The following is a 23,132-nucleotide window of genomic DNA, read 5'->3' on the forward strand; positions in this document are numbered from 1 at the left end:
CCCGGCCTGCCTACGCCGACCGTCGTGCAGCGAGCATCCAGTGGCCGCCGGTGCTCCAGCCCAGGAGCCGGCGGCCGTCTCCCTCCTCGGCCGAGCGGCCTTCTGCGGCCTGGAACAGACCGGTGAGGGCCGGGGCCAGCCGGGCCGTGACGTGGGCGGGGTGACGGGTGCTCTCCTCGCCGAGCCACGCCAGAGTGCGCGCCCGGTCCTGCTCGGTGCACAGGGACAGGAAGAAGACCATCTGCCGCCACGCGTAGGCCGCGTCCTTGACCGTGCTCAGCGGGCGCGGGTTGCCGTGCACACGGGCGGTCAGCCGGCACACGGTGACGAAGCAGCGGCGGGCGAGGTCCGTCCAGCCCGTGGCCGGGGCGATGCCGACCCGGTGGACCAGCGTGGCCAGGTTGTGGGTGGTGAGGATCTGCGCCTGCTCGATCTCCTTGCCGTTCGCCGCCACCGACCAGGAACCGGAGGACGAGGTGCCGGCCCGCTGCCTGCACAGCGTCGCGAAACCCGGCGAGGTCCGGGCGCCGTACGACCGGGTCTGCGCCTCGCCCGCCTCGGCGATCGCGAGGTTGCGGACGGCGCGGTAGTCGATGCCGTAGTAGCGCTCGTAGAGCGAGCCGCCGCCCAGCAGCTCCGCAGCGATCCCGGCCGCGGTGAGGAACTTCGGGCTGAACGTGCCCATGAAGATGTCCGCGGCCAGCTCCTCCACCAGCGGTGCGCCGAGTTCGGCCTGGCGGGCGAGGACGGCGAGTTCACGGATCAGGGGGTTGGGCAGGATCGTGGCGGGGAAGGCCTGCACGGCCAGTTCGCCCAGCTGCCGCAGGGCGAGGGCCGAGATCTCGCCGGCCTCCGCCTCGGTGCGCCGCCCGGACACCGCCCGCACCCAGGGCAGCTCCTCCACCCGCACCTGCCGCTCCAGGTTGAGCAGCAGGAGGGAGCGGCGGCCCCGGAAGGCGCGGTAGTTCGCCGCCGCGAGCATCCTGAGGGCCTCCTCCGGGTAGGCCTGCGCGGTGGTGACGGCGACCAGCTGCGGGACGAGTTCGGCCAGCACCTCCGCCGAGGGCACCACGCCCCTCTGAACGAGCGTGCCGATGGGCGCGCTCCATGCGGTCTCGACGGGCTGTCGTACGGCGGGCGGGATCGCCGCACCGGCGGGCAGCCCCGTCTCCCGGGACTCCGTCGCGCTCACCGGGGCGACCAGGGGCGTGACGTCGGCCGTGCCCGTCTCCTGCGGCAGTTCGGAGAGGCGGCGCAGCACGAGCTGGGCCAGCGCGTGGTGGGAGGGAAGCGCCGCCTGGGCCGCCTGCTGACGGCGCAGCGCGGTGTGCCGCTCGGAGCCGGGCAGCCCGCGCCGTCGCACCATGGACGCGACCGCATGCCGCAGCAGTCCGGCCGCGCGCGCGTCCAGCGGCCGTCCGGCGACGGTCTCCTCCAGCGCGCCGCGCAGAATCGCCAGGTTCTCCCCCGGGCTGCGGTGCTTGGTGCAGTACGTGTGCTGCCGAGCGAGCGTGCGGTAGCGCTGCAGCAGGTGCGCGCCGCGCTCGTACCAGCCGTCGTCGGGAGTGTCGGTCGCGGTCCGGGTGCCGTGGGGAGTGCGTGCGGGTGTCCGGTCGTCGTGGGGAGTGCGTGCCGGGGTCTGGCCGTCGTGCGGAGTGTCTGTCGGTGTCCGGCCGTCGCCGCGGGGAGTGCGTGCCGGGGTCCGGTCGTCGTCGGGAGTGTCGGTCGGTGTCCGGCCGTCCTCGGGCGGCATCACCTCCAGCCAGTGGCCGAGCAGTTCGTCCGCGAAGGGGTGCCAGACGGCCAGCGCCTCCCGCTGTGTCTCCACGGCCGTGTTGGGCCGCCGCCGCGTCAGGGCGGTGCCCGCCTCGGCGACGGTGCGGCGGTGCACCGCCGACGGGTCGGGTGCCGCACGTGCGGCCGGCCGGGGCGCGAAACGCAGCCGTGCCGCGAACGGCGCCAGTTCCCCGACGAGTTCCAGCGCGGCGTCCGGCTGTCCCGCACGGGCCAGCCAGGCCACGGTGAGCAGCGCGGCCTCCTCCGGCACGGTCACCTCGTACCGCCCGCTGTCCAGCAGTTCGCCCAGTTCCCGAAGACCGTCCTCGCCGAGCCAGTGGGCGAACAGCGCCTGCCGATCCTGTGCCACCCCGGCCCGGCGCGCGGTCTCCACCTCGTGCTCCAGCAAAGGACCACCGGCGCTCGCCGTCCCGGTGGCGAAGCCGCCGCGGACCACCTCGGGCGTCACCCAGGCCGGCAGGCCGGACACCGGTGTGCGCGAGCCGATGTGCAGCCGCCCGGCGGCCATGCCCGCGAGAACGGCCCGCCAGCTGCCGGCCCGTTCCTTCGCCCGGCGCCGGGTGCCGGTGTCCTCGTGCGTGAGGGCGGTCCGGTACGCCTTGGCCAACTGGCCGGCCGCGTAGCCGGGGTTCGCCGTCCGTGCGAGATGCTGCTGCTCAGCGTCGTCGTTCATAAGCCGACGTGGCAGGTTCCGCCCCCGCGCCCTCCGGGACCACAGCCCGGTGCTCTACTGCTGAGCTACACGCCGATGGGGCGACGGTAGACGCAGTGCGGGCGGCCGTACAACCGGGTATCAGTGGGGCTGGGGCGTCCTCAGCGCGTTGAGGAGCGCGGCTCCCCGCTCGGCGTCGTCCACGCTCACCGCGAACTCCGTGCGCCTGCCCCGCAGCCGTACGACCAGACACTCGCCGGCGCGCAGCATCACCGTCGTACCGAGGCCGCTGAGGCGGTACCCCCAGCCGCCGACCTGCGCCGGTGTGCGGTGCTCGACGCGGGCCGACTCGATGTCGGCCGCAGCCCAGCGCCGCCGCGGCCACCCGAGCGGGCCGAGCACCACCTCCAGGCCACGCTCGGAGACCCGGACCCGGACCGAGGCGAAGACGGCCAGCGAGAGGGAGGCCAAGCCCGCGCCGGCGAACACCGGGAAGAAGGGGCCGGTGGCGGCGAGCCCGGCCGCGAGGGCCGCGCCGGAGGCCGCCGCGGCGAGCCCGGTGAGCAGCGCCGTTCCGTGCAGCCAGGGGTTCGCGGTGCGGGAGAACCAGGCCAGGTGCTGGCCGTCGGGGATCTCCAGGGGCGGGGTCTGGGCCGGATTCGGGGAGGGCGCCGGGCCGCGCGTGGTCAGCAGCCAGGCGCCGACGCCGACGGCCGCGCCGGCCGCCAGCAGCGCCCCGGTCCAGACCGCCGGCAGCCGTGCCTCGTGCCAGTCCGTGCGGTCGAGGTTGGCCCGGATCACGGCGGCCTGGGCACCCGCGATGAGCACACCGCCCGACAGCAGCGTGACCGCGGTCACCGGACGGGTGGCCGCACGGCTCCTCGCCCCCGCCCGCCGTCGCAGCACGGTCGTCACCAGGGCCAGGACCAGCCAGATCAGCGTGGGGAAGGCGGATGCGGCCCACAGTGGCATCGAGCCGTCGGGCGTGCGGCCGCCCGTACCGCTCCAGTGGGTCGCCAGACGGTCGGGCAGCCGCCCGCTCGCGGCCCAGGGCAGGGCCGCGATCACCGCGGCGACGCCCGCCGCCCAGACCGCGCTCGCCCAGCGCTGCGCACCCTTCACGACGTCCCCCTGATCATCTCGATGAGATCGTTCCTGCCGTAGCCCAGGCGGGCTGCCTCGGCCACCAGTTCATGCACGCGGATCCGCAGCCCCGAGCGTTGGTCGGCGCCCTCGGCCACGGTCACCCCCCGTCCCCTGCGGAACTCCAGCAGGCCCTCGTCCCGGAGCGAACGCAGCCCGCGCAGGACGGTGTTGACGTTGATGTCCAGGGCCTCGGAGAGGTCGCGGGCCGACGGCAGGCGGTCGCCGGGCCGGCACTCTCCCTCGGCGACGGCACGCCGGACGGCGGCGGCCACCTGCTCGTGCAGGGGGCGGGTGTCGGTCGTGTCCAGACGCAGCAGCATGGTGCTACTGAAGATAGCACCATGCGTTTCATTCGGAATCGGGGGCGTGGTGCATCGGGGCCGGCGGTGCAGTGCATCGGGATCGGGGCCGCAGGACATCGGGGTCGGCGGTGCAGTGCATCGGGGTCGGGGGCGCAGCGCATCGGGGTCGCGGGCACAGCACAAAGGGGCCCGCCGCGCATCGCGACGGGCCCCTTTCGGTTCTGCCGGGTGGCTGTCAGCCGAGCTTGGCGAAGCCGTAGTTCATGAGCTTCTTCGCGTCCGCCTCACGGTTCGGGATGGAGGTGGAGGCGAGGACGGTGCCGATGACCGTCTTGCCGCCCCGGGTCGCGGCGAAGACCAGGCAGTACTTGGCCTCCGGGCCGGAGCCGGTCTTCACACCGATGGTGCCGCTGTAGCTGCTGAGGAGCCCGTTGGTGTTGGTCCACGGGTTCATCGTCCGCGTGCTGCCCGTCTTGGTGATCGTCTTCGCGGTGTACGACTTCGTCTTGACGACCGTGCGGAACGTGGAGTTCTTCATGGCGCTGCTGGCGATCTTCGTCAGGTCGCGCGGCGTCGAGTAGTTGTCGCCGTTGCCGATGCCGTCGAACGAGTCGAAGTGGGTGTTCTTCAGACCCAGGCTCGAGGCCGCGGCGTTCATCTTGCCGATGAAGGACTTCACGCGGGCGGCCCGCGTGGTGCCGGAGCCGTACTTGTCGGCGAGCGCGTACGCGGCGTCGCAGCCGGACGGGAGCATCAGGCCGTACAGCAGCTGGCGGACGGTGACCTTGTCGCCGACGATCAGGTGCGCCTGGGAGGCGTTGTTCCTGACGACGTAGTCGCTGTACTCCTTCTGGATCGTCACCTTGGCGTCGAGGTTGAGGTTCGACTGGGCGAGCACGACCTTGGCGGTCATGATCTTGGTGGTGGAGCCGGTGGACAGCTGCGTGTCCGCCTGCTTGGTGTACAACGTCGAGCTGTTCGCGTTGTTCATCAAGTAGCCGCCCTTGGCAATGATCGAGGGCGTGGTGACGGCCTGTGCGGGAGCCGCGGTGAGGGCCCCGGCGGCGACCAGCGCGCCGGAGGTGAGGGCGACGGCGCTTGCTCTGCGGATGCGGCGGGTGCCCTTAATGCCGGTAATCAAGTGAGTTACCCCGATTATGTTGAATGCCCCTATGGTGCGGCCGAGTTGAGGTGGCAAGGGAGTGGGGCCGCACGTGTGTGACACGTAACTAGCACAGAAGGTTGTGCGGCTGCTGCGGGAGACCTGAGTCGCGTCCGCATGGTGGACCGGGCTCTCTCATGCGTACGTGTTGTATCTATCCTGTGGGCATGGCCACGCCCACCAAGCAGCTCCCCGCCGCCGACCGCGTCTACGCCCACGTCAAACAGGGCGTCCTGGACCGCCGCTACGAGGGCGGGACCCTGCTCACCGAGGGCGAACTGGCCGAGGCCGTAGGGGTCTCGCGCACACCCGTCCGGGAGGCGCTGCTCAGGCTGGAGGCGGAGGGCCTGATCCGGCTCTACCCCAAGAAGGGGGCCCTGGTCCTGCCGGTCTCCGCGCAGGAGATCGCCGACGTGGTGGAGACCCGGCTGCTGGTGGAGGAGCACGCGGCCCGCAAGGCCGTACCGGCCCCGCCGGCCCTCCTGGAGCGGCTGGCCGAGCTGCTGGAGCAGCAGAAGGCGCAGGCCGCGGCCGGTGACCTGGCCGGCGCCGCGACGACCGACCGCTGCTTCCACGCCGAGATCGTGCGCAGCGGCGGCAACGAGATCCTGTCCCGGCTCTACGACCAGTTGCGCGACCGTCAGCTGCGGATGGGCGTCGCCGTCATGCACTCGCACCCCGACCGGATCGCCAAGACGCTCGCCGAGCACGAGGAGATCCTCCAGGCCCTGCGTGCCGGGGACGGGGAGGCGGCCGTGGGGATCGTGCACCGGCACGTGAGCTGGTTCTCGCACCTCGCGCGGGGTGAGGTCCGATGAACAACGCCACCCTGCCGGGTGACGCTCCGGGCGGCCGCCGCGCCGTCGCGGTGTGGTCCATCGGCGTCTCGGTCTACTTCGTCGCCGTCATCTTCCGTACGTCCCTGGGCGTGGCCGGCCTGGACGCGGCCGACCGCTTCCACGTGGGCGCCTCCGCCCTGTCGACCTTCTCGATACTCCAGCTGCTGGTCTACGCGGGCATGCAGATACCCGTCGGCCTGCTGGTGGACCGGCTCGGCACCAAGAAGGTGCTGAGCATCGGAGCGGTGCTGTTCACGGCGGGCCAGCTCGGCTTCGCCTTCTCGCCCTCCTACGGCACGGCGCTCGCCTCGCGCGCGCTGCTCGGGTGCGGCGACGCGATGACCTTCATCAGCGTGCTGCGCCTCGGCACGCGCTGGTTCCCGGCCCGGCGCGGGCCGCTGGTCGCACAGCTCGCGGGCCTGGTCGGCATGGCGGGCAACCTGGTCTCCACCCTGGTCCTCGCCCGGCTGCTGCACGGCGTCGGCTGGACCCCGGCGTTCGCGGGCAGCGCGCTGGCCGGTGCGGTCGTCCTCGTGCTGACGCTGCTGTTCCTGAAGGACCACCCCGCAGGGCACGAGCCCGAGCCGTTCCCGCACCAGGGTGCGGCCTACGTCCGGCGGCAGATCGCGGCGGCATGGCGGGAGCCCGGGACCCGGCTGGGCCTGTGGGTGCACTTCACGACCCAGTTCCCGGCGATGGTGTTCCTGCTGCTGTGGGGGCTGCCGTTCCTGGTCCAGGCGCAGGGGCTGTCCCGCGCCACGGCCGGTGAACTGCTGACCCTCGTCGTCCTGTCCAACATGGTGATCGGCCTGGTCTACGGCCAGATCGTCGCCCGGCACCACGCGGCGCGGCTGCCGCTGGCGCTGGGCACGGTCGCCGCGACGGCGTCCCTGTGGGCGCTCACCCTCGCCTGGCCCGGCGAGCACGCTCCCATGGGTCTGCTGGTGGCCCTCTGCACGGTTCTCGGCGCGTGCGGTCCGGCCTCGATGCTCGGCTTCGACTTCGCCCGCCCGGCCAACCCGCCCGAGCGACAGGGCACCGCGTCCGGTATCACCAACATGGGTGGCTTCATCGCCTCCATGACGACGCTGTTCGCGATCGGGGTCCTGCTGGACGCCACCGGTGACGACTACACGGTGGCCTTCTCGGCGGTGTTCGTCCTGCAGGCGGTCGGGGTGAGCCAGGTTCTGCGGCTGCGGGGGCGGGCGGCTCGGCGGGAGCGGGAGCGGCTGGTGGCGAGCCGGGTGGAGACGGTGCACGTGCCTGCGGCGTGAGCCGTTGCCTCTCCCACCCGCGCACCACCCGTTCCCCGGGCGGCCGAGAGGCTCGGCAACCTGCGGGGCTTCCCGCCCCCGGCGGCCGTCGCTCCAGCTCCTCGGTCGCGGCTCTCCCTGCGGCTCCGCCGGCGGCTTTCCGTGGCTTTCCGTGGCTTTCCAGGGGGTTCAGGCGGACACCGGTACGAGGGTGAGGTAGGCGAGGCCGAGGATTCCCCGGTAGGCCATCCACTGGCGGCGGTGGCGGTCGAGGCGCTCGCGGGTGTCGGCGGCCCGGGGATGCCCGGGGTGCCGGGCCAGCCACACCTCCGTGTCCGCCTGGTACGCCGACTCGAACTCCTCCCACTCCTCGCGGCTCGCGGTCTCCGTCCACTCCGGGCGGAAGCCGGCCTCGACGGCCAGGTCGAGGAGGGTGTCGAGGTCGTACTGGTCGGCGACGGAGGCATCCGGCCACATGCGGGCAAGCTCGGGCTCGGTGGGCGTGCGCTCCCAGAAACCCTCGCCCAGCAGGACACGCCCCCCGTCGGTCACCAGCCGTCGCAGCTCGTGCAGTGCCTCCCGCGTGGGCGGCTCGGCCTTGCTCAGCGCCTGGGTCGCACCCAGGCAGAGCACGAGGTCCGCCGGGCCGCGCCGGGTGCCCGCGGCGGACTCCTCGGCGAACTCCACACGGTCCGCGAGCCCGCGCGCCCCGGCGTTTCGCCGGCCCCGGGCCAGGTCCGCACCGCTGACGTCGACACCGACTCCGTGCGCCTGCGGTACGGCGTCCAGCACGCGGAGCATCAGCTCGCCCCAGCCGCAGCCGATGTCCAGCACGCTGCCGGGGCGCGCCGCCGCCAGGCGCCGGACCATCGCGGCCGCGCGGGCCTCGGAGAGGGGGCCGTGGAAGACGAGCCGGGTGAGGCGGGGCGGAAGGTCGTCTGTGTGCGCAGTCGCCGTGGCATCGGTCATGGCGCGCAGGCTAGTTGCGGGACGGGACCGGCGACACCGATTATCCGACGCCCACGGGCCTAGGGCGTCACCGTGAAGTTGCGCAGGATCGCCGCCGTCAGGTCCGGGTCGCCCTCCGTCTTGATGCGGTCCGCCACCGCCTCCGGGGTGACCCGGCCGCAGGCCATGCGGACGTAGGTCTCCCAGTCGAGGGTGAGAGTGGCGGCGGGGCCCAGGGCGGGGGCGGTCTCCAGGCTGCCTCGGCCCTGGATGTCCACGCGGATGGTGCGCAGGAACTCGATGGGGCCGTGCACGTCGAAGACGACGGCGGAACTGCGCGGGGCGTCCGCGTCCTTGGCGACGACCTTGGGCAGGCCCTCCAGGAGGACGTCGCGGGCGATGTGCGCGCCCGGCGAGTCGAGGTTGCCGGGGCGGCCGAGGGCCGTGCGCAGGTCCTGCTCGTGCACCCACACGTCGAAGGCCCGGATCCGCATCGACTGTTCGAGGGTGACCTCCCGGCCCATCATGCCGCGCACCAGGGTGCCGGGCTCGCGGGCCTCGTTGCGCAGCTGGCGGTTGCGCCGGATGACCGTGTACTCCAGCTCGGCCGTCATCTCCGGCGCCGTGTGGTGGCGGCGGACGTCGACCTGCATCTCCATGTAGCGCTGGTGCTCGTTGGTGACGTGGAAGAGGTCGCGGGGCAGCGTGTGGATGGGGCGCGGGTCGCCGAGCATCTCGCAGTCCAGGCCGATGACGTGCGAGACGATGTCACGGACCGACCAGCCCGGGCATGGCGTCCGCCGGTTCCACTCGCCCTCCGCGAGCGTGCCCACCAACTCGGATATCGCATCGATGGAATGGGTCCAGGCGTCGGCGTAGGGCTGGAGGGTGGGATGCAGACTCACGGAACGGGACCCCTCGGCGGTCGGTACACGGGCAGGTGGTGGCGGCTTTGCCAGCGGGAGGTGGCTGCACTCGGCGGGTGTCTTGGGTCGCTAAGTTACGCTGCTCCGAGGCACCCCGGCAGTGCTTTCGTGTGACGATCGTAGGCCCGTGTGGACGACTCGAATGCCAGGACGGTGGTAGTGTGCGCGCTTCCCTGATCCAGATCGCCGTAGACGAGGGCGAATCGGTTGCCTCCCGACGGCAGCGGGTGGCCGCTCTGGTCCGTGAACAGGCCGGCGCCGACCTCGTGGTCCTGCCCGAGCTGTGGACCACAGGAGCCTTCGCCTACGAGGCGTTCGGGCCTCAGGCCGAGCCGCTCGAAGGCCCGACGTACGAGGCGATGGCCAAGGCGGCGAGCGAGGCGGGCGTCTGGCTGCACGCCGGCTCCGTCCCGGAACGCGCCGCGTCCGAGAGCGGTTCCGCCGCGGGTGACGGCGTCCTCTACAACACCTCCCTCCTCTTCTCCCCCTCCGGTGAGCTGGCCGCGGCCTACCGGAAGATCCATCGCTTCGGCTTCGACCAGGGCGAGGCCGTGCTGATGGGCGCCGGGCGGGACCTGGTGACGGTCCGGCTGCCCGGGACCACCCTCGGCATGGCCACCTGCTACGACCTCCGTTTCCCCGAACTCTTCCGCGGGCTCGTCGACGCCGGCGCCGAGACCCTGGTGATCCCGGCGGGCTGGCCCGAGCGGCGGCGTGCGCACTGGACGCTGCTGGCTCAGGCGCGGGCGGTGGAGAACCAGGCGTTCGTGCTTGCCTGTGGAACGGCCGGGACGCATGCCGGAGTTCCGCAGGCGGGTCACTCGATCGTGGTGGATCCGTGGGGCGAGGTGCTCGCGGAGGCGGGCGCCGGCGAGGAGGTCCTCACGGTCGACTTCGACCCGGCGAAGGTGGCGGCCACCCGCGAACAGTTCCCGGCCCTGAAGGACCGGATGCTGGGCCTGGAGCCGCCGCGCCGCTGAACGACTCCCGGGCCCTAGTCCTCCTCCCGCTCCTTCTGCGCCAGGTGGATCACGCACACCGCCACCGCGATCAGCAGCGCCGGGTCCGCGTCGTCGCGCACGATGTCGACGCCGTACGTGTCCCTCAGGTGCAGCCAGCGGCGGGAGATCACCGCGAGGAGTTCGCCGTCGTACTCGATGGCGAACTCGTGGTCGAGGATCTTGCCGCTGACGTCCAGTTCGGTGCCGTCGACCAGGGCCACCCGGTAGTGGTGGCGCAGCAGGGACAGCCGTTTGCGCTTGATGGTCGCCAGGCCTTCGCCGTCCCGCTCGACCACCATCGTGTCGCGCAGCGCGAACATCTTCTGGTGGATGTCGATCAGGACGCGGCCATGGGCGTCCTTCAGCTCGAAGGTGTCCCGCAGCCGCATGGCCTTGCCGTCGACGAGGAACACCTTCCGGCCGTGCTCGTCCTCGATCCAGTAGTCGTCACCGATGCCGAGGAGCCGGTCGCGTACGAGGAGTCTCATGCGCTTACCGTTACCCGGCCCGGCGACATCATCACGGAGCCGGAGGGAACGGACCCGGAATCCGGACCCGAGGACGGGGCGGACACGGGCCCGAAGCGCTTCCGGTAGTCCGACGGGCTCAGCCCCGTCGCGCGCCGCAGCCGGGCCCGCAGGTTGGCGGCCGTACCCAGGCCGCTGCGCGCCGCCACGACGTCCAGGCGCTCCTCCCCCCGCTCGATCAGCCGGCAGGCGAGCGTGACCCGCTCCCCGGTGAGCCAGGCCAGCGGAGTCGTGCCCAGCTGGGCACGGAAGCGGCGATGGAGGGTGGCGGGGGAGACGGCCGCGCGGGCGGCCAGGTCCGCCACGGTCAGCGGCTCGCCCAGCCGCTCCTGCGCCCAGGCCAGCAGCGGGCCGAGCGACTCGTCGGGGACCGTGGGGAGAGGACGGTCCACGAACTGCCGTTGGCCGCCGTCGCGGTGGGCGGCGAAGACGAGACGCCGGGAGACATGGTTGGCGATCTCGGCGCCGTGGTCCCGCCGTACGAGATGCAGACCGAGGTCGAGCGCCGAGGCGCTGCCGGAGGCGGTGAGGATGTCGCCGTCGTCCACGAAGAGCACGTCCGGTTCCAGGCGCACCCCGGGGAAGCGGGCCTTGAAGGCCTCGGCCCACATCCAGTGGCAGGCCGCCCGGCGCCCGTCCAGCAGCCCCGCCTCCGCGATGGTGAACGCGCCGGAGCAGAAGCCGACCAGCCGGGCGCCACGCGCGTGCGCCCGGCGTACGGCGTCCAGGATGCGTTCCGCGCGCGGGACCTCGGTGTCGGGCCGGTTCGGCACGATCAAGGTGTCGGCCTCGTCGGCGGCCTCCAGTGCGGCGACCCCGCCGAGCGTGAAAAAGCCGTCCCGCATTCGGGTCTCCGGCTCGGCCGCGCACAGCCTGAAGTCGTACAGGTCCTGCCCCAGCTCGGGCCGCCGCAGCCCGAAGATCTCGATGGCGCAGCTCATCTCGAAGGGGTTGGAGTTCTCGTCGACGACCAGAACGACACGGTGAGAGGATCCTTGCGTCATGTGCGATTTCTAGCACTCGTCGGCCGGTCCGGCGCCCTCGACGATGAAGGCATGGAACCGATCTCCCTGGAGGCGGCCCTCGCCTCCTTCACCGAGCAGTGGAGCCCCCGCATCGTCACCACCGTCAACGAATACGACGTACGCGTGGCGAAGGTCGAGGGCGCGCACGTCTGGCACGTGCACGACCACACCGACGAGTTCTTCCTGGTCCTCGGCGGCGAACTGCACATCGCCCTCAGGGAGCCGGCCGGCGAGCGTACGGTCGTCCTGCCCAAGGGCTCGGTGTTCACCGTCCCGCGCGGTACCGAACACAAGCCGTACGCGCCCGTGCCCGCCCAGATCCTGGTCATCGAGCCCACCGGCACCCTCTCGGTGGGCGACCGGCACGACGAGGTCCCTGCCCACGTGGATGCGACGACGGGTCACGCCCTCATCTGACCGGGAGTGTCGGGCAGAACCGAGGGCTGTGCGGCAGGGCCGAAGGGCAGGGCCGAAGGGCAGGGCCGAAGGGTTTGAGGGCGGGCGCCCGGTCGGTTGCCCGTGTCGGGTGGCACTCTTGGGATCATGACCGACTCCGCACCCCGACGTGCCCGTGTCCGCGCCCCCGAGCTGATCGGCAGGGGCGGTTGGGTCAACACAGGTGACAAGAAGCTGAGTCTGGCTGAGCTTCGGGGACGCATCGTAATTGTTGATTTCTGGACATTTTGCTGTGTGAACTGCCTGCACGTCCTCGACGAGCTGCGGGAGCTGGAGGAGAGGCACCGGGACACGGTGGTGGTCATCGGCGTGCACTCGCCGAAGTTCGTGCACGAGGCCGACCACGGGGCGGTCGTGGACGCCGTAGAGCGCTACGGCGTAGAACACCCCGTGCTGGACGACCCGGAGCTGGCCACCTGGAAGCAGTACGCGGTCCGGGCCTGGCCGACCCTCGTCGTCGTCGACCCCGAGGGGTACGTGGTCGCCCAGCACGCCGGTGAGGGCCATGTGCACGCCATCGAGCGGCTGGTCGAGGAGCTGGAGGCCGAGCACGGGGCGAAGGGCACCCTGCGCCGCGGCGACGGTCCGTACGTGCCGACGGAGCCCGAGCCGACGGTGCTGCGCTTCCCCGGCAAGGCGCTTCTGCTGCCCGGCGGGACCTTCCTTGTCAGCGACACCACCCGGCACCAGTTGGTGGAGCTGGCCGAGGACGCCGAGACGGTGGTACGGCGGATCGGCAGCGGCGCGCGCGGGTTCGCGGACGGCGGCCCCGAGGAGGCTTCCTTCAGCGAGCCGCAGGGCCTCGCGCTGTCCGGGGACGGTACGGCGGTGATCGTCGCCGACACCGTCAACCACGCCCTGCGCCGCCTGGACCTCGCCACCGGCGCGGTGACCACCCTGGCCGGCACCGGCCGGCAGTGGTGGCAGGGGTCCGCGACCTCCGGTCCGGCCCGCGAGGTGGACCTCTCCTCCCCGTGGGACGTGGCCGTCTTCGGCGGCAGGGTGTGGATCGCGATGGCCGGTGTCCACCAGCTGTGGACCTACGACCCCGCCACGCAGACCGTGGCCGTGGCGGCGGGCACCACCAACGAGGGCCTGGTGGACGGTCCCGGCGCGGAGGCCTGGTTCGCGCAGCCCTCCGGGCTCGCGGCCACCGCGGACCGGCTCTGGCTCGCCGACTCCGAGACCTCGGCGCTGCGCTGGGTGGACCGGGACGGACACGTCCACACCGCCGTCGGCACGGGCCTGTTCGACTTCGGCCACCGGGACGGCGCCGCCGGCCAGGCCCTGTTCCAGCACCCGCTGGGCGTCACCGCGCTGCCCGACGGCTCGGTCGCCGTCGCCGACACCTACAACCACGCCCTGCGCCGCTACGACCCCGCCACCGGCGAGGTCAGCACCCTCGCCACCGATCTGCGCGAGCCCAGCGACGCGGTCCTCGTCGGCGAGGACATCGTGGTCGTGGAGTCGGCCCGGCACCGCCTGACCCGGCTGCGGCTGCCCGAGGAGGCGGTCCGCGTGGAAGCGGTCGCCCACCGCACCCGGCGGGCGGCGACCGAGGTCGCCCCGGGCCGGCTCCTGCTGGACGTGATCTTCCAGGCCCCCGCAGGCCAGAAGCTGGACACCCGGTACGGCCCCTCGACCCGTCTGCTGGTCTCCTCGACCCCTCCCGAGCTGCTGCTCAAGGGCGAGGGCGCGGACAGCGACCTGTCCCGTGAGCTGGAGCTGAACCCGGCGGTCGCACAGGGAGTCCTGCACGTCTCCGCGATGGCGGCCTCCTGCGACGACGACCCGGCAGAGTATCCGGCCTGTCACGTCCACCAGCAGGACTGGGGTGTCCCGGTCCGCCTCGCCGAGGGCGGCACGGACCGGCTGCCGCTGGTGCTGGCCGGGATGGACGAGCAGTGACCGGGGAGCCGGTGACCGGGGAGCGTCAGGCGCCGTAGCCGTCGGTGCAGCCGTTGCCGTGGTGATGGTGGCGGCGTTCCTCCTCGACCACCGGGGTCGACGGCACCACGATCCGGCGGCGCCGTGCGATGCCGCTGAACGTCGCGGTGCCGATGAGGCCGACGGCCATCAGGGCGGGCGCGCCGTGACGGGGGATCAGCGCACGTCGACGTAGTCCTCGCGTCCGGAACTCACCAGGTGGGTGCTGTTCGGGTACAGCAGCTCCGCGACCCACGTGCCGTCCTTCGACGCCGTGGAGCCCTTGCTGAACGTGCCGTCGGAGCGCGTGGTGGCGTTGCCCATGTCGTACCAGCTGCTGGAGCCCTTGGGACGGAAGAGGATCTTCACCTTCTGGGCGGCGTACGCCTTCCAGGCGCCCGAGGTGTAGTGCTGGAGCTTGCCCTTGTAGGTGATCGTGCGGCCCTTGGCGACCGGCTCCGGCGAGGCGTTGCCGTCGGTGATCCGGGTCGGGGTGCGCTGGACGTGGACGGCCGGGCTGTATGACGCCTGCCAGTTGCGGCCGCCGTCGCCGGCGAAGCGGGCCCGGTAGTAGCCCTTGTACGAGGTGGCGAAGGTGCCCTTGAAGGTCGCGCCGGTCCCGGGCTCGAAGCCGCCGGGCTTGACCGTCTTCATGGTCTTCCAGCCGGTCTTTCCGTCCGCCGAGTACTGCAGGTCGACGTTGTAGTAGAGGTCGGCCGGCATGCTCTTGCCGGTGTTCAGCAGGCCCTTGGCGGTCAGCCGGGAGTACTTGTCGAGCGTGGCCGTGAAGTTGGTGATCGACGTCTTCTGGGCGACGTACAGCTTGAGCTTCTGCTCCTGGCTCGTCTTCAGGTACGTGCCGCCGAGGATCTGGACCTCGACCGTGCCGGAGTGCGGCAGGGCCAGCTGCCCGGTGAAGCGGCCGGCGGCGTCCGTGACCGGCCGGGAGGCGGCGGCGCCGGTGTCGCTGGAGTAGAGCTCGGTGACGGTGACGCCGGGAAGGGGCTTCCACACGCCGTCGATGCAGATCTCGGCCTTGCCGGAGATCGCCGCCGACTGCCCCTGCTTGACCTGGAGTTCGGTGGCGTCGAGGGTCACCCGCGTCTCGGACTGCACGGGGTCCACGTCCACGTTGACGGCGTCCTGAGCGAAGGGCTCCGTCCCGGTCGGGTACAGCCAGGGGCTGACCGAGCCGCCGTACTGATAGGTCTGCCTGTACGAGTAGGAGAAGCGGCCGTCGCTGTCGAGCGGGACCTTGGTGGAGTCGCCCATGTTGGCCGTCGAGAGCATCACCTGCCCGTCCGCCGGGCTCGTGGCGCCGGTGCGCGGGTCCTCGACGGTGTAGCGCCCGGAGACGGACACGTCCTGGTGCTCGAAGTCCGGTTTGTCGGGCGTGACCTGGAAGTCGGTCAGATGGGCGTGGAGCCAGTACGCGTAGCCGTTGCTGCCCTCGGTCGAGGACGTGTCGCCGTCCGCGTCCTTCAGGTCGACCACGACGCGGTAGGTGCCGAGGTCGGCCATGCGCAGCGGGGTGGTGGTCCGCCAGACGCCCTGCTGGTCGGTGCCCGAGGTGCGGGTGAAGTCGCTGACCTCGGCGACCTGGGGGGCGTCGGCGGCCGAGCCCGGCGCGTACAGGTGCGCCGTGATCGAAGTGATGGCGCTGTCGGAGGAGGCGTAGACCGTGACCAGGCCGCTGGCGGGCAGGCCGTCGCTGCCCACCCCGTTCAGCGCGGGCGCGAGAGCCGCGTGCGCGGCCGGTACGGGGCCGAGCAGCAGGCCGGCCGCGACGCAGGCGCAGGAGAGCGCCAGGGATCCTTTTCGCACGTGCAGTCCCCCCACGAGACTCGATACGCAGATCGTTGAAGAGTGAAGCGCATCGTACGCTGCGGCAACCATGTTTGAACAGGTTCAAAAATAACGGTTCCGCGGAGGTTGCGGGGCGGGGGGAAGGTCGTCGGGACTCAGCTCTCCAGGAACGCCGTCAGTGCGTTGGCCAGCAGGAACGGGTCGTCGGCGCCGCACAGCTCGCGCACGCTGTGCATCGAGAGGATCGCCACGCCGATGTCCACGGTCCGGATGCCGTGCCGGGCCGCGGTGATCGGGCCGATGGTGGTGCCGCAGGGCATGGAGTTGTTGGAGACGAAGGACTGGAAGGGCACGCCCGCCTTCTCGCAGGCGGCGGCGAACACCGCGCGGCCCGAACCGTCCGTGGCGTAGCGGTTGTTGACGTTGACCTTGAGGATCGGGCCGCCGTTGACGCGCGGGTGGTGCGTCGGGTCGTGCCGCTCCGCGTAGTTGGGGTGGACGGCGTGGCCCGTGTCGGAGGACAGGCAGACCGTGCCGGCGAAGGCGCGGGCCCGGTCCTCGTACGACCCGCCGCGCGCGAACACCGAGCGCTCCAGCACCGTGCCGAGCAGCGGGCCGTCCGCGCCGGTGTCCGACTGCGAGCCGTTCTCCTCGTGGTCGAAGGCGGCCAGTACGGGAATGTGGGTGAGCGGGGCGCCGGACGTCGCGGCGGCGGCCAGGGCGGCCGCGCCGGCGTGCACCGACAACAGGTTGTCCATCCGGGGCCCGGCGAGCAGCTCCCGGTCCCGGCCGAGGTAGGCGGGCGGCTCCACCGGGTGCGTCATCAGGTCCCAGCCGGTCACCGAGCCCGCCGCAAGATCCGCCTCCGCCTCCAGGAAAGCGATCAGGTCGCCGTCGCGCGGGGCACCGCCGAGTCCCCACACCGGCTGCAGATGGCGCTGCTTGTCGAGCTTGAGGCCCTCCGAGGACACCGAACGGTCCAGATGGATGGCGAGCTGGGGCACCCGCAGCAGCGGCCGGTCCACGTCGACGAGGACCGAGGAGCCGTCGCGCAGGGTCAGCCGGCCGGCCAGGCCCAGGTCCCGGTCGAGCCAGGAGTTCAGCAGCGGACCGCCGTAGATCTCCACCGCCACCTGGCGCCAGCCGTGCGCCCCGGTGTCCGGCTGCGGCTTGACGCGCAGGTTCGGCGAGTCGGTGTGCGCGCCGACGATGCGGAAGGGGGTGTGGGCCGCGGCGCCCTCGGGGACGTACCAGGCCACGATCGCGCCGCCGCGCAGCACGTACCTGCCGCCGCTCCCCGCGGCGGAAGCCGCTGATGTCTCCGTGTCCCAGGCATCCGTCTCCGCGACCTTCCTGAAGCCCGCCTTCTCCAGCCGCTCGGCGGTGTTCGCCACGGCGTGGTACGGCGACGGACTCGCCGCCAGGAAGGACATGAGGTCGTCGGTGTGGCCGCGGTCGAAGCGGGCTGGTGCGCTCATGGGCTTACCTTAACGACGTGCGTGGGCCCGCCCCCGGTACGGGAGCGGGCCCACGCAGGCGATCAGTGGGTGCGGAGCGGGTCCTTCGAAGGCCTAGAAGGCGGCCTCGTCCAGCTCCATCAGGTCGAGGTCGACGTTCTCCGAGATCTTGCGGGCCAGGGTGACGCCCGGCAGCACGTTGGCCGCGAAGAACTTCGCCGCCGCTATCTTTCCGGTGTAGAACGGCACGTCCTTGGAGACGGCCGTCTGCAGCTTCTCGGCGGCCACGGCGGCACCCTTGAGCAGCAGGTAGCCGACGATCACGTCACCGGAGGCCAGCAGCAGGCGGGTGGTGTTCAGGCCCACCTTGTAGATGTTCTTGACGTCCTGCTCGGTGGCCGCGAGGTCGGTCAGCAGCAGGCCGACGATCGCCTCCAGCTCCACGGCAGCCTTCGCCAGGTGCTCGCGGGCGCCCGCCAGGTCCTCGCCGCCGGTGCCCAGCGCCAGGAACTTCTTGATGTCCTCGGCGAGGCCGTTCAGCGCGGCGCCCTGGTTGCGGACGATCTTCCGGAAGAAGAAGTCCTGGCCCTGGATCGCCGTGGTGCCCTCGTAGAGGGTGTCGATCTTGGCGTCACGGATGTACTGCTCGATCGGGTACTCCTGCAGGAAGCCGGAGCCGCCGAAGGTCTGCAGCGACTGGGCGAGCTGCTCGTAGCCCTTCTCGGAGCCGTAGCCCTTGACGATCGGCAGGAGCAGGTCGTTGAGCGCGTGCTCGGCCTTGGCGTCCTCGCCGTCCGCCTCCTTGAGCATGATCGTGTCCTGGACGGAGGCGGTGTAGAGGACGAGGGCGCGCATGCCCTCCGCGTACGCCTTCTGCGTCATCAGGGAGCGGCGCACGTCGGGGTGGTGGGTGACGGTGACCTTGGGCGCGGCCTTGTCCATGAAGTTCGCCAGGTCCGTGCCCTGGACGCGCTCCTTGGCGTACTCCAGCGCGTTCAGGTAGCCCGTCGACAGCGTGGAGATCGCCTTCGTGCCGACCATCATGCGGGCGAACTCGATGATGCGGAACATCTGGCGGATGCCGTCGTGCCTGTCGCCGATCAGCCAGCCCTTGGCGGGGTGGCGGTCGCCGAAGGTCATCTCGCAGGTGTTGGAGGCCTTCAGGCCCATCTTGTGCTCGACGTTGGTGGCGTAGACGCCGTTGCGCTCGCCCAGCTCGCCGGTCTCGAAGTCGAACAGGTACTTCGGGACGAGGAAGAGGGACAGGCCCTTGGTGCCGGGGCCGGCACCCTCGGGACGCGCCAGCACGTAGTGGAGGATGTTCTCCTCCATGTCGTGCTCACCGGAGGTGATGAAGCGCTTCACGCCCTCGATGTGCCAGGAGCCGTCCTCCTGCTGGATCGCCTTGGTGCGGCCGGCGCCCACGTCGGAACCGGCGTCCGGCTCGGTGAGGACCATGGTGGAGCCCCAGGTCCGGTCGACCGCGATCTGCGCCCACTTCTTCTGCTCCTCGGTGCCCTCCTCGAAGAGGATGCGGGCGAACGCCGGGCCGGAGGAGTACATCCACACGGCCGGGTTCGAGCCGAGGATCAGCTCCGCGTACGCCCAGATCAGGGACGGCGGGGCGGTGGTGCCGCCGATCTCCTCGGGCAGGCCCAGACGCCAGTACTCGGAGTCCATGAAGGCCTTGTAGCTCTTCTTGAAGGACGCCGGGACCGGGGCGGTGTTCGTCTCCGGGTCGAAGACCGGCGGGTTGCGGTCGGCGTCCGCGAAGGACTCGGCCAGCTCGTTCTCCGCGAGGCGCGTCAGCTCCTCGAGAACGCTCTTGGCGGTGTCGGTGTCCATCTCCTCGAACGGGCCGGTGCCGTACAGCTTGTCGCGGCCGAGCACTTCGAAGAGGTTGAACTCGATGTCGCGGAGATTGGACTTGTAGTGCCCCATGGTGACGGCTCCGTTAGGACTCGGCGAGGCACTGACTCCTCGCATCTGGTTCACGTACCAACAAGTAGTTCCGATGATGCTACCCGTCGGTAATAAGAAGCAACCCCGAACCGGTCATCTGTGACTCAGTACGCTTACGCCCATGTACGGCTACGACCAGAACCTGGGCGCACAGCAGCAATACGCCCCGCCCCCGCAGCAGCCGATGGCCGGCGGTGTCGGCGGCTACGGCCAGCAGCCGCTGTATCCCGAGCCGTCCCCGCCCTCGCTCGCGGACGCGGTGCGCGCCTTCACCACCGGGCAGATGTCCGCCGAGGACTTCCAGCAGATCCTCGCCACGTCGAAGGTGTACTGCCCGCGCGGCGACACCCCCGGCTTCCTCGCCCTGCACAACACCCAGCAGCCGGTGATCCCGATGTTCACCTCGCTCAAGGAGCTGCGCCGGTACGCGGGCAAGGAGTCCAAGTACTTCGTGATCACCGGCGCCGAGGTGATCGACCTGCTGCCGACCGGCTACGGCTTCGTCCTGGACATGGAGGGCGAGCACCGGATGGTGTTCGACGCCAAGGCGGTCGAGCAGATGGTCGACTTCGCGATGCGCCGGATGTACGGATAGATGCCGTCGCTGCGCAGACGGCGGCCGAGACGGACGCGCCCGCCCGCCACCGTGGAGCCCGGAGGGAATTCCCTCCGGGCTTTCTCTGTTGGGAGTGGCAGAAAGTTCAACGCTCAACTAAAGTGGGCGCCCAAGGAGGTACGACCATGCCTGCAGTGACCGTCGAGAACCCGCTGACTCTGCCCCGGGTGAACGCTCCGGCCGACGCCGTGGCCCGTCCCGTGCTGGCCGTCACGACCGCGCCGAGCGGTTTCGAGGGTGAGGGCTTCCCGGTGCGCCGGGCATTCGCCGGGATCAACTACCGCCACCTCGACCCGTTCATCATGATGGACCAGATGGGCGAGGTGGAGTACGCGCCGGGCGAGCCCAAGGGCACCCCCTGGCATCCGCACCGCGGCTTCGAGACCGTCACCTACATCATCGACGGGATCTTCGACCACCAGGACTCCAACGGCGGTGGCGGCACCATCACCAACGGTGACACCCAGTGGATGACCGCGGGCTCGGGGCTCCTGCACATCGAGGCCCCGCCGGAGCATCTCGTCACGTCCGGCGGCCTCTTCCACGGCCTCCAGCTGTGGGTGAACCTCCCGGCCAAGGACAAGATGATGCCCCCGCGCTACCAGGACATCCGCGGCGGCAGCGTCCAGCTGCTGACGTCCCCCGACGGTGGCGCGCTGCTGCGTGTCATCGCGGGTGAGCTGGACGGTCACCAGGGCCCCGGCATCACGCACACGCCGATCACGATGATCCACGCGACCCTCGCCCCGGGTGCCGAGATCACCCTGCCCTGGCGCGAGGACTTCAACGGCCTCGCCTACGTCCTCGCGGGCCGCGGCGGCGTGGGTACGGACCGCCGGCCCGTGCACATGGGGCAGACCGCCGTCTTCGGCAGCGGTTCCTCGCTGACCGTGCGCGCGGACGAGGAGCAGGACGCGCACACGCCGGACCTGGAGATCGTCCTGCTCGGCGGGCAGCCCATCCGTGAGCCCATGGCGCACTACGGCCCGTTCGTCATGAACACCAAGGACGAGCTGATGCAGGCCTTCGAGGACTTCCAGAAGGGCCGCCTGGGCACGATCCCGGCCGTGCACGGCATGACCGAGGGCGGGCTGTAACCCCTTCGGCGACCGGGCCGGCCGGGCCGGCCGAACTCTAGAGGAAGCCCCGTCCGGGATCCGGACGGGGCTTCCTCGTCGTGCCGCCCCGACAAGGCGGCGTGTCGTTGTCCGATTTGTGTTTATTTCATATTAATCTCCATGGCTGTAAGGGGTCGATCTGTGGCAGACCGTATCCACTCACTCCATGGAGATGACATGCACAAGCTTCGCAAGACCGCTGTTCTGGTCGTTGCCCTCGGCAGCGTCGGACTCCTGAGCGCGGGCACCGCCCACGCCGACGGATCCGGCCGAGAAGGGCACGTCATGCAGAGCTCCAACTGCAAGTCGCACGACCTGGACCTCGACCTCCTCGGCGAGGTCGGGATCCTCAACGGCGCGTTGGCCAACGTGCTCAATGGCGAGGGCAGCCCCGGCGCGCAGTACACCCACAACGGCTCGAGCATGGGCTGCGACAACAAGGGCTGGTAAGAGGGCGGTGTCAAGCACCACTTGACTGGTGGCAAGTGGGCTGAACCCGTTCATGGCAACCCCCGAAGGGCTCGGCCCCTCGGGGGTTGCCGCTATCCCTCCACCAGGTTCTTGAGCTGCTGCAGGTCGCTCCTGACCGTGTTCTCGATCCGGTGGACCTGCGCCATTCCCCGCGGGCCGCCGAAGGTGTCGTGGATGTCCGTGGGCTCGTACTCGATCCGGATCTGCACCTGGCTGTGGTCCCCGTCCAGCGACCGCACCGAGAAGGCGCCCTTCAGCTCCGGGCTGCCCTGGGTCTGCCAGGTGATGATCTGGTCGTTGCCGCGGTCGGCCAGGACGGCCTCGAACTCCCGCTGTACACCCCCGGTCTGGACGTCGAGACGGGCGCGATTGCTGCCCCGCGCATAGGCGCGCCGGACGCCTTCGATGAAGGTCGGATAGGACTCGACGTCGTGCAGCTGGTCCCAGACCTTCCGGGCGGGGGCGTCGATGTCGATGTGCTCTTCGAGCCTGCTCATCGCGAACCTCACCTCCTGGCCCGGTGGACCGGGCCCCTCGGTTCCTTCCAGCCTGCGCCGCGGGCCGGTCCCCCAGCAACCACAGATCCGCACAGCGCCCCGCGCTCCGGGCCCGGGAGACGGGCCGAACCGGCGGGAGCCTCACCCGGCCGGACTCGTGCGGGGGACAGCCGTGGCACCGCGTGGTGCGCTGGAGGCGTGTCGCTGCTGCCCGAGCCCGTCCGCCGCCTCGCCGCCTGGTGTGTCGTGCTGCTGCTCGTCGCCGGGGTCGGGTGGGTGGGGGTGCGGCTGTGCGCGGAGTTCCGTACCGCTGTCACGCCCGTGCTGCTCGCGCTGCTGGGCACCGCGCTGCTCGGCCCCCTGCACCGGAGGCTGGTGGCGGCGGGGGTGCAGCGGTCGCTCGCGGCCGGGCTGACCTGTGTGGCCGTCGTGGCCGTCGTCGGCGGCGCCGTCTACATCGTCGTCGCCGCCCTCATCGACACCGGGGACCAGATCATCGCCTCGCTGCGCAGCGCCGCCAGGGCCGTCGCCCAGCACTTCGGGGCCGCCGGAACCGGGCTCGACGACCTCGCCCGCAACGCGCGCACGCTGCTCGGCAAATTCGGCGGGACCGCCGCCTCCAACGTCATCAGCGGGGTCAGCGTGGTCGGCGAGTCCCTCGCGATCGCCGTGCTCGCACTGCTGCTCGTCTTCTTCTTCCTGCGCGACTCGCACCGGGTGGTGGAGAACCTCCGCGCCGTCGCGCCCGGGAACACCGCCGACATCCTGGAGGCGACGGCACGACGCGCCTACGGAGCCGTCGAGGGGTTCATGCGCGGGACCACCCTGATCGCCCTCATCGACGCCACCTGCATCGGCATCGGCCTGCTGATCCTGCGGGTGCCCGGCGCGGTCGGCCTCGCCGCACTGGTCTTCGTCACCGCCTACATCCCCTACCTCGGCGCCTTTCTCTCCGGCACGGTGTCCGTGCTGGTCGCCCTCGCCGACCGCGGCTTCGTCATCGCGCTGTGGGCGCTCGGGGTCGTCCTCGCGGTGCAGGTGCTGGAAGGGCATGTGCTCCAGCCCGCCATCCAGAGCCGGACCGTGCAGATGCATCCCGCGGTGGTGATGCTGACGATCACCGCCGGGGCGTCCGTCGCGGGCATCCTCGGCATGCTGCTCGCGGTGCCGCTGACCGCGGCGGCCTTCGCGGTCGTGCACGAACTGCGGGCGCGCTACGGGGTGCCCGAGCCGTCGGACCCCTAG

At 71.3% G+C, this 23,132-nt stretch carries 21 protein-coding genes, 1 tRNA gene and 1 pseudogene; 9 read left to right on the forward strand and 14 right to left on the reverse strand.

Annotation, left to right across the window (positions count from 1 at the left end; genetic code table 11):
• Positions 1 to 10: 10 nt before the first annotated feature.
• The 5 genes from AB0H32_RS10635 to AB0H32_RS10655 all read right to left on the reverse strand — a co-directional run bounded on the left by AB0H32_RS10635 (position 11) and on the right by AB0H32_RS10655 (position 5,038).
• Entirely contained in the window at positions 11 to 2,470 is a 2,460-nt protein-coding gene (locus AB0H32_RS10635; RefSeq protein ID WP_361117442.1) for a hypothetical protein, read from the reverse strand.
• A 3-nt stretch (positions 2,471 to 2,473) separates the two neighbouring features.
• A tRNA-His gene (locus tag AB0H32_RS10640) sits at positions 2,474 to 2,545 on the reverse strand.
• 45 nt (positions 2,546 to 2,590) lie between these two features.
• On the reverse strand, positions 2,591 to 3,571 hold the full coding sequence (locus AB0H32_RS10645; protein WP_361117445.1) for a DUF1648 domain-containing protein: 981 nt from the start codon (positions 3,569 to 3,571) through the stop codon (positions 2,591 to 2,593).
• On the reverse strand, positions 3,568 to 3,915 hold the full coding sequence (locus tag AB0H32_RS10650) for a GntR family transcriptional regulator (protein WP_361117448.1): 348 nt from the start codon (positions 3,913 to 3,915) through the stop codon (positions 3,568 to 3,570). Before AB0H32_RS10650 ends, AB0H32_RS10645 begins: the two co-directional genes overlap by 4 nt.
• A 217-nt stretch (positions 3,916 to 4,132) precedes the next feature.
• Positions 4,133 to 5,038, reverse strand: a complete 906-nt coding sequence (locus tag AB0H32_RS10655) for a D-alanyl-D-alanine carboxypeptidase (protein WP_361117451.1) — start codon at positions 5,036 to 5,038, stop codon at positions 4,133 to 4,135.
• Between the two features lie 188 nt (positions 5,039 to 5,226).
• Between AB0H32_RS10655 and AB0H32_RS10660 the strand changes: the two genes are divergently transcribed.
• Positions 5,227 to 5,877 carry a GntR family transcriptional regulator gene (locus AB0H32_RS10660; protein WP_361117454.1) on the forward strand — a complete coding sequence of 217 codons (651 nt, stop codon included), beginning with the start codon at positions 5,227 to 5,229 and terminating at the stop codon, positions 5,875 to 5,877.
• On the forward strand, positions 5,874 to 7,172 hold the full coding sequence (locus AB0H32_RS10665) for an MFS transporter (RefSeq protein WP_361117457.1): 1,299 nt from the start codon (positions 5,874 to 5,876) through the stop codon (positions 7,170 to 7,172). The genes AB0H32_RS10660 and AB0H32_RS10665 overlap by 4 nt, the downstream gene beginning before the upstream one ends.
• Positions 7,173 to 7,340: 168 nt before the next feature.
• On the opposite strand, the gene AB0H32_RS10670 is transcribed toward AB0H32_RS10665, so the two are convergent.
• Complete coding sequence (locus tag AB0H32_RS10670) at positions 7,341 to 8,120, reverse strand: class I SAM-dependent methyltransferase (RefSeq protein WP_361117460.1); 780 nt, start codon at positions 8,118 to 8,120, stop codon at positions 7,341 to 7,343.
• Positions 8,121 to 8,179: 59 nt separating this feature from the next.
• Complete coding sequence (locus tag AB0H32_RS10675; protein ID WP_361117463.1) at positions 8,180 to 9,004, reverse strand: maleylpyruvate isomerase family mycothiol-dependent enzyme; 825 nt, start codon at positions 9,002 to 9,004, stop codon at positions 8,180 to 8,182.
• 182 nt (positions 9,005 to 9,186) lie between these two features.
• On the opposite strand from AB0H32_RS10675, the gene AB0H32_RS10680 reads away from it, so the two are divergent.
• Positions 9,187 to 10,005, forward strand: coding sequence for a carbon-nitrogen family hydrolase (locus tag AB0H32_RS10680; RefSeq protein WP_361117465.1), 819 nt, complete (start codon positions 9,187 to 9,189; stop codon positions 10,003 to 10,005).
• A gap of 14 nt (positions 10,006 to 10,019) precedes the next feature.
• On the opposite strand, the gene AB0H32_RS10685 is transcribed toward AB0H32_RS10680, so the two are convergent.
• The gene (locus AB0H32_RS10685; RefSeq protein WP_361117468.1) at positions 10,020 to 10,514 is read right to left on the reverse strand and encodes an LURP-one-related family protein; all 495 of its coding nucleotides are present in this window, start codon (positions 10,512 to 10,514) and stop codon (positions 10,020 to 10,022) included.
• On the reverse strand, positions 10,511 to 11,557 hold the full coding sequence (locus AB0H32_RS10690) for a helix-turn-helix domain-containing protein (protein WP_361117471.1): 1,047 nt from the start codon (positions 11,555 to 11,557) through the stop codon (positions 10,511 to 10,513). Before AB0H32_RS10690 ends, AB0H32_RS10685 begins: the two co-directional genes overlap by 4 nt.
• 51 nt (positions 11,558 to 11,608) lie before the next feature.
• Here AB0H32_RS10690 and AB0H32_RS10695 point away from each other — a divergent pair, with 51 nt between their 5' ends.
• Both AB0H32_RS10695 and AB0H32_RS10700 read left to right on the forward strand, forming a co-directional pair.
• Positions 11,609 to 11,995, forward strand: a complete 387-nt coding sequence (locus tag AB0H32_RS10695) for a cupin domain-containing protein (protein ID WP_361117474.1) — start codon at positions 11,609 to 11,611, stop codon at positions 11,993 to 11,995.
• Positions 11,996 to 12,121: 126 nt separating this feature from the next.
• Complete coding sequence (locus tag AB0H32_RS10700) at positions 12,122 to 13,942, forward strand: NHL domain-containing thioredoxin family protein (protein WP_361117477.1); 1,821 nt, start codon at positions 12,122 to 12,124, stop codon at positions 13,940 to 13,942.
• 25 nt (positions 13,943 to 13,967) lie between these two features.
• Here the strand turns inward: AB0H32_RS10700 and AB0H32_RS10705 are convergent.
• The 4 genes and pseudogenes from AB0H32_RS10705 to AB0H32_RS10720 form a co-directional block, all read right to left on the reverse strand.
• Positions 13,968 to 14,111, reverse strand: a pseudogene (locus AB0H32_RS10705) (hypothetical protein); the annotation flags it as partial.
• A gap of 26 nt (positions 14,112 to 14,137) precedes the next feature.
• Positions 14,138 to 15,784, reverse strand: coding sequence for a hypothetical protein (locus AB0H32_RS10710; protein ID WP_361117481.1), 1,647 nt, complete (start codon positions 15,782 to 15,784; stop codon positions 14,138 to 14,140).
• 137 nt (positions 15,785 to 15,921) lie between these two features.
• A complete protein-coding gene (locus tag AB0H32_RS10715) occupies positions 15,922 to 17,244 on the reverse strand; it encodes a M18 family aminopeptidase (RefSeq protein ID WP_361117484.1) in 1,323 nt (440 codons plus the stop codon).
• 93 nt (positions 17,245 to 17,337) lie between these two features.
• Positions 17,338 to 19,164, reverse strand: a complete 1,827-nt coding sequence (locus tag AB0H32_RS10720; RefSeq protein ID WP_361117487.1) for an acyl-CoA dehydrogenase — start codon at positions 19,162 to 19,164, stop codon at positions 17,338 to 17,340.
• Positions 19,165 to 19,306: 142 nt separating this feature from the next.
• Between AB0H32_RS10720 and AB0H32_RS10725 the strand changes: the two genes are divergently transcribed.
• From AB0H32_RS10725 to AB0H32_RS10735, 3 genes are all read left to right on the forward strand, one after another.
• On the forward strand, positions 19,307 to 19,780 hold the full coding sequence (locus tag AB0H32_RS10725; protein ID WP_361117489.1) for an SseB family protein: 474 nt from the start codon (positions 19,307 to 19,309) through the stop codon (positions 19,778 to 19,780).
• 146 nt (positions 19,781 to 19,926) lie between these two features.
• Positions 19,927 to 20,898 carry a pirin family protein gene (locus AB0H32_RS10730; protein WP_361117492.1) on the forward strand — a complete coding sequence of 324 codons (972 nt, stop codon included), beginning with the start codon at positions 19,927 to 19,929 and terminating at the stop codon, positions 20,896 to 20,898.
• 198 nt (positions 20,899 to 21,096) lie between these two features.
• Positions 21,097 to 21,369 carry a hypothetical protein gene (locus AB0H32_RS10735; protein ID WP_361117495.1) on the forward strand — a complete coding sequence of 91 codons (273 nt, stop codon included), beginning with the start codon at positions 21,097 to 21,099 and terminating at the stop codon, positions 21,367 to 21,369.
• Between the two features lie 92 nt (positions 21,370 to 21,461).
• Here AB0H32_RS10735 and AB0H32_RS10740 read toward each other — a convergent pair whose 3' ends face one another.
• Entirely contained in the window at positions 21,462 to 21,887 is a 426-nt protein-coding gene (locus tag AB0H32_RS10740) for an SRPBCC family protein (protein ID WP_361117498.1), read from the reverse strand.
• A gap of 198 nt (positions 21,888 to 22,085) precedes the next feature.
• Here AB0H32_RS10740 and AB0H32_RS10745 point away from each other — a divergent pair, with 198 nt between their 5' ends.
• A complete protein-coding gene (locus tag AB0H32_RS10745) occupies positions 22,086 to 23,132 on the forward strand; it encodes an AI-2E family transporter (protein ID WP_361117501.1) in 1,047 nt (348 codons plus the stop codon).

The organism is Streptomyces sp. NPDC020362 (genome assembly GCF_040642095.1).
GTDB lineage: Bacteria > Actinomycetota > Actinomycetes > Streptomycetales > Streptomycetaceae > Streptomyces.

Coding starts and splice junctions, on each gene's coding strand:
- AB0H32_RS10720 (WP_361117487.1), bottom strand. CDS start 19,164: ATGGGGCACTACAAGTCCAATCTCCGCGACATCGAGTTCAACCTCTTC.
- AB0H32_RS10700 (WP_361117477.1), top strand. CDS start 12,122: ATGACCGACTCCGCACCCCGACGTGCCCGTGTCCGCGCCCCCGAGCTG.
- AB0H32_RS10730 (WP_361117492.1), top strand. CDS start 19,927: ATGCCTGCAGTGACCGTCGAGAACCCGCTGACTCTGCCCCGGGTGAAC.
- AB0H32_RS10695 (WP_361117474.1), top strand. CDS start 11,609: ATGGAACCGATCTCCCTGGAGGCGGCCCTCGCCTCCTTCACCGAGCAG.
- AB0H32_RS10740 (WP_361117498.1), bottom strand. CDS start 21,887: ATGAGCAGGCTCGAAGAGCACATCGACATCGACGCCCCCGCCCGGAAG.
- AB0H32_RS10690 (WP_361117471.1), bottom strand. CDS start 11,557: ATGACGCAAGGATCCTCTCACCGTGTCGTTCTGGTCGTCGACGAGAAC.
- AB0H32_RS10665 (WP_361117457.1), top strand. CDS start 5,874: ATGAACAACGCCACCCTGCCGGGTGACGCTCCGGGCGGCCGCCGCGCC.
- AB0H32_RS10660 (WP_361117454.1), top strand. CDS start 5,227: ATGGCCACGCCCACCAAGCAGCTCCCCGCCGCCGACCGCGTCTACGCC.
- AB0H32_RS10635 (WP_361117442.1), bottom strand. CDS start 2,470: ATGAACGACGACGCTGAGCAGCAGCATCTCGCACGGACGGCGAACCCC.
- AB0H32_RS10715 (WP_361117484.1), bottom strand. CDS start 17,244: ATGAGCGCACCAGCCCGCTTCGACCGCGGCCACACCGACGACCTCATG.
- AB0H32_RS10725 (WP_361117489.1), top strand. CDS start 19,307: ATGTACGGCTACGACCAGAACCTGGGCGCACAGCAGCAATACGCCCCG.
- AB0H32_RS10650 (WP_361117448.1), bottom strand. CDS start 3,915: ATGCTGCTGCGTCTGGACACGACCGACACCCGCCCCCTGCACGAGCAG.
- AB0H32_RS10670 (WP_361117460.1), bottom strand. CDS start 8,120: ATGACCGATGCCACGGCGACTGCGCACACAGACGACCTTCCGCCCCGC.
- AB0H32_RS10685 (WP_361117468.1), bottom strand. CDS start 10,514: ATGAGACTCCTCGTACGCGACCGGCTCCTCGGCATCGGTGACGACTAC.
- AB0H32_RS10735 (WP_361117495.1), top strand. CDS start 21,097: ATGCACAAGCTTCGCAAGACCGCTGTTCTGGTCGTTGCCCTCGGCAGC.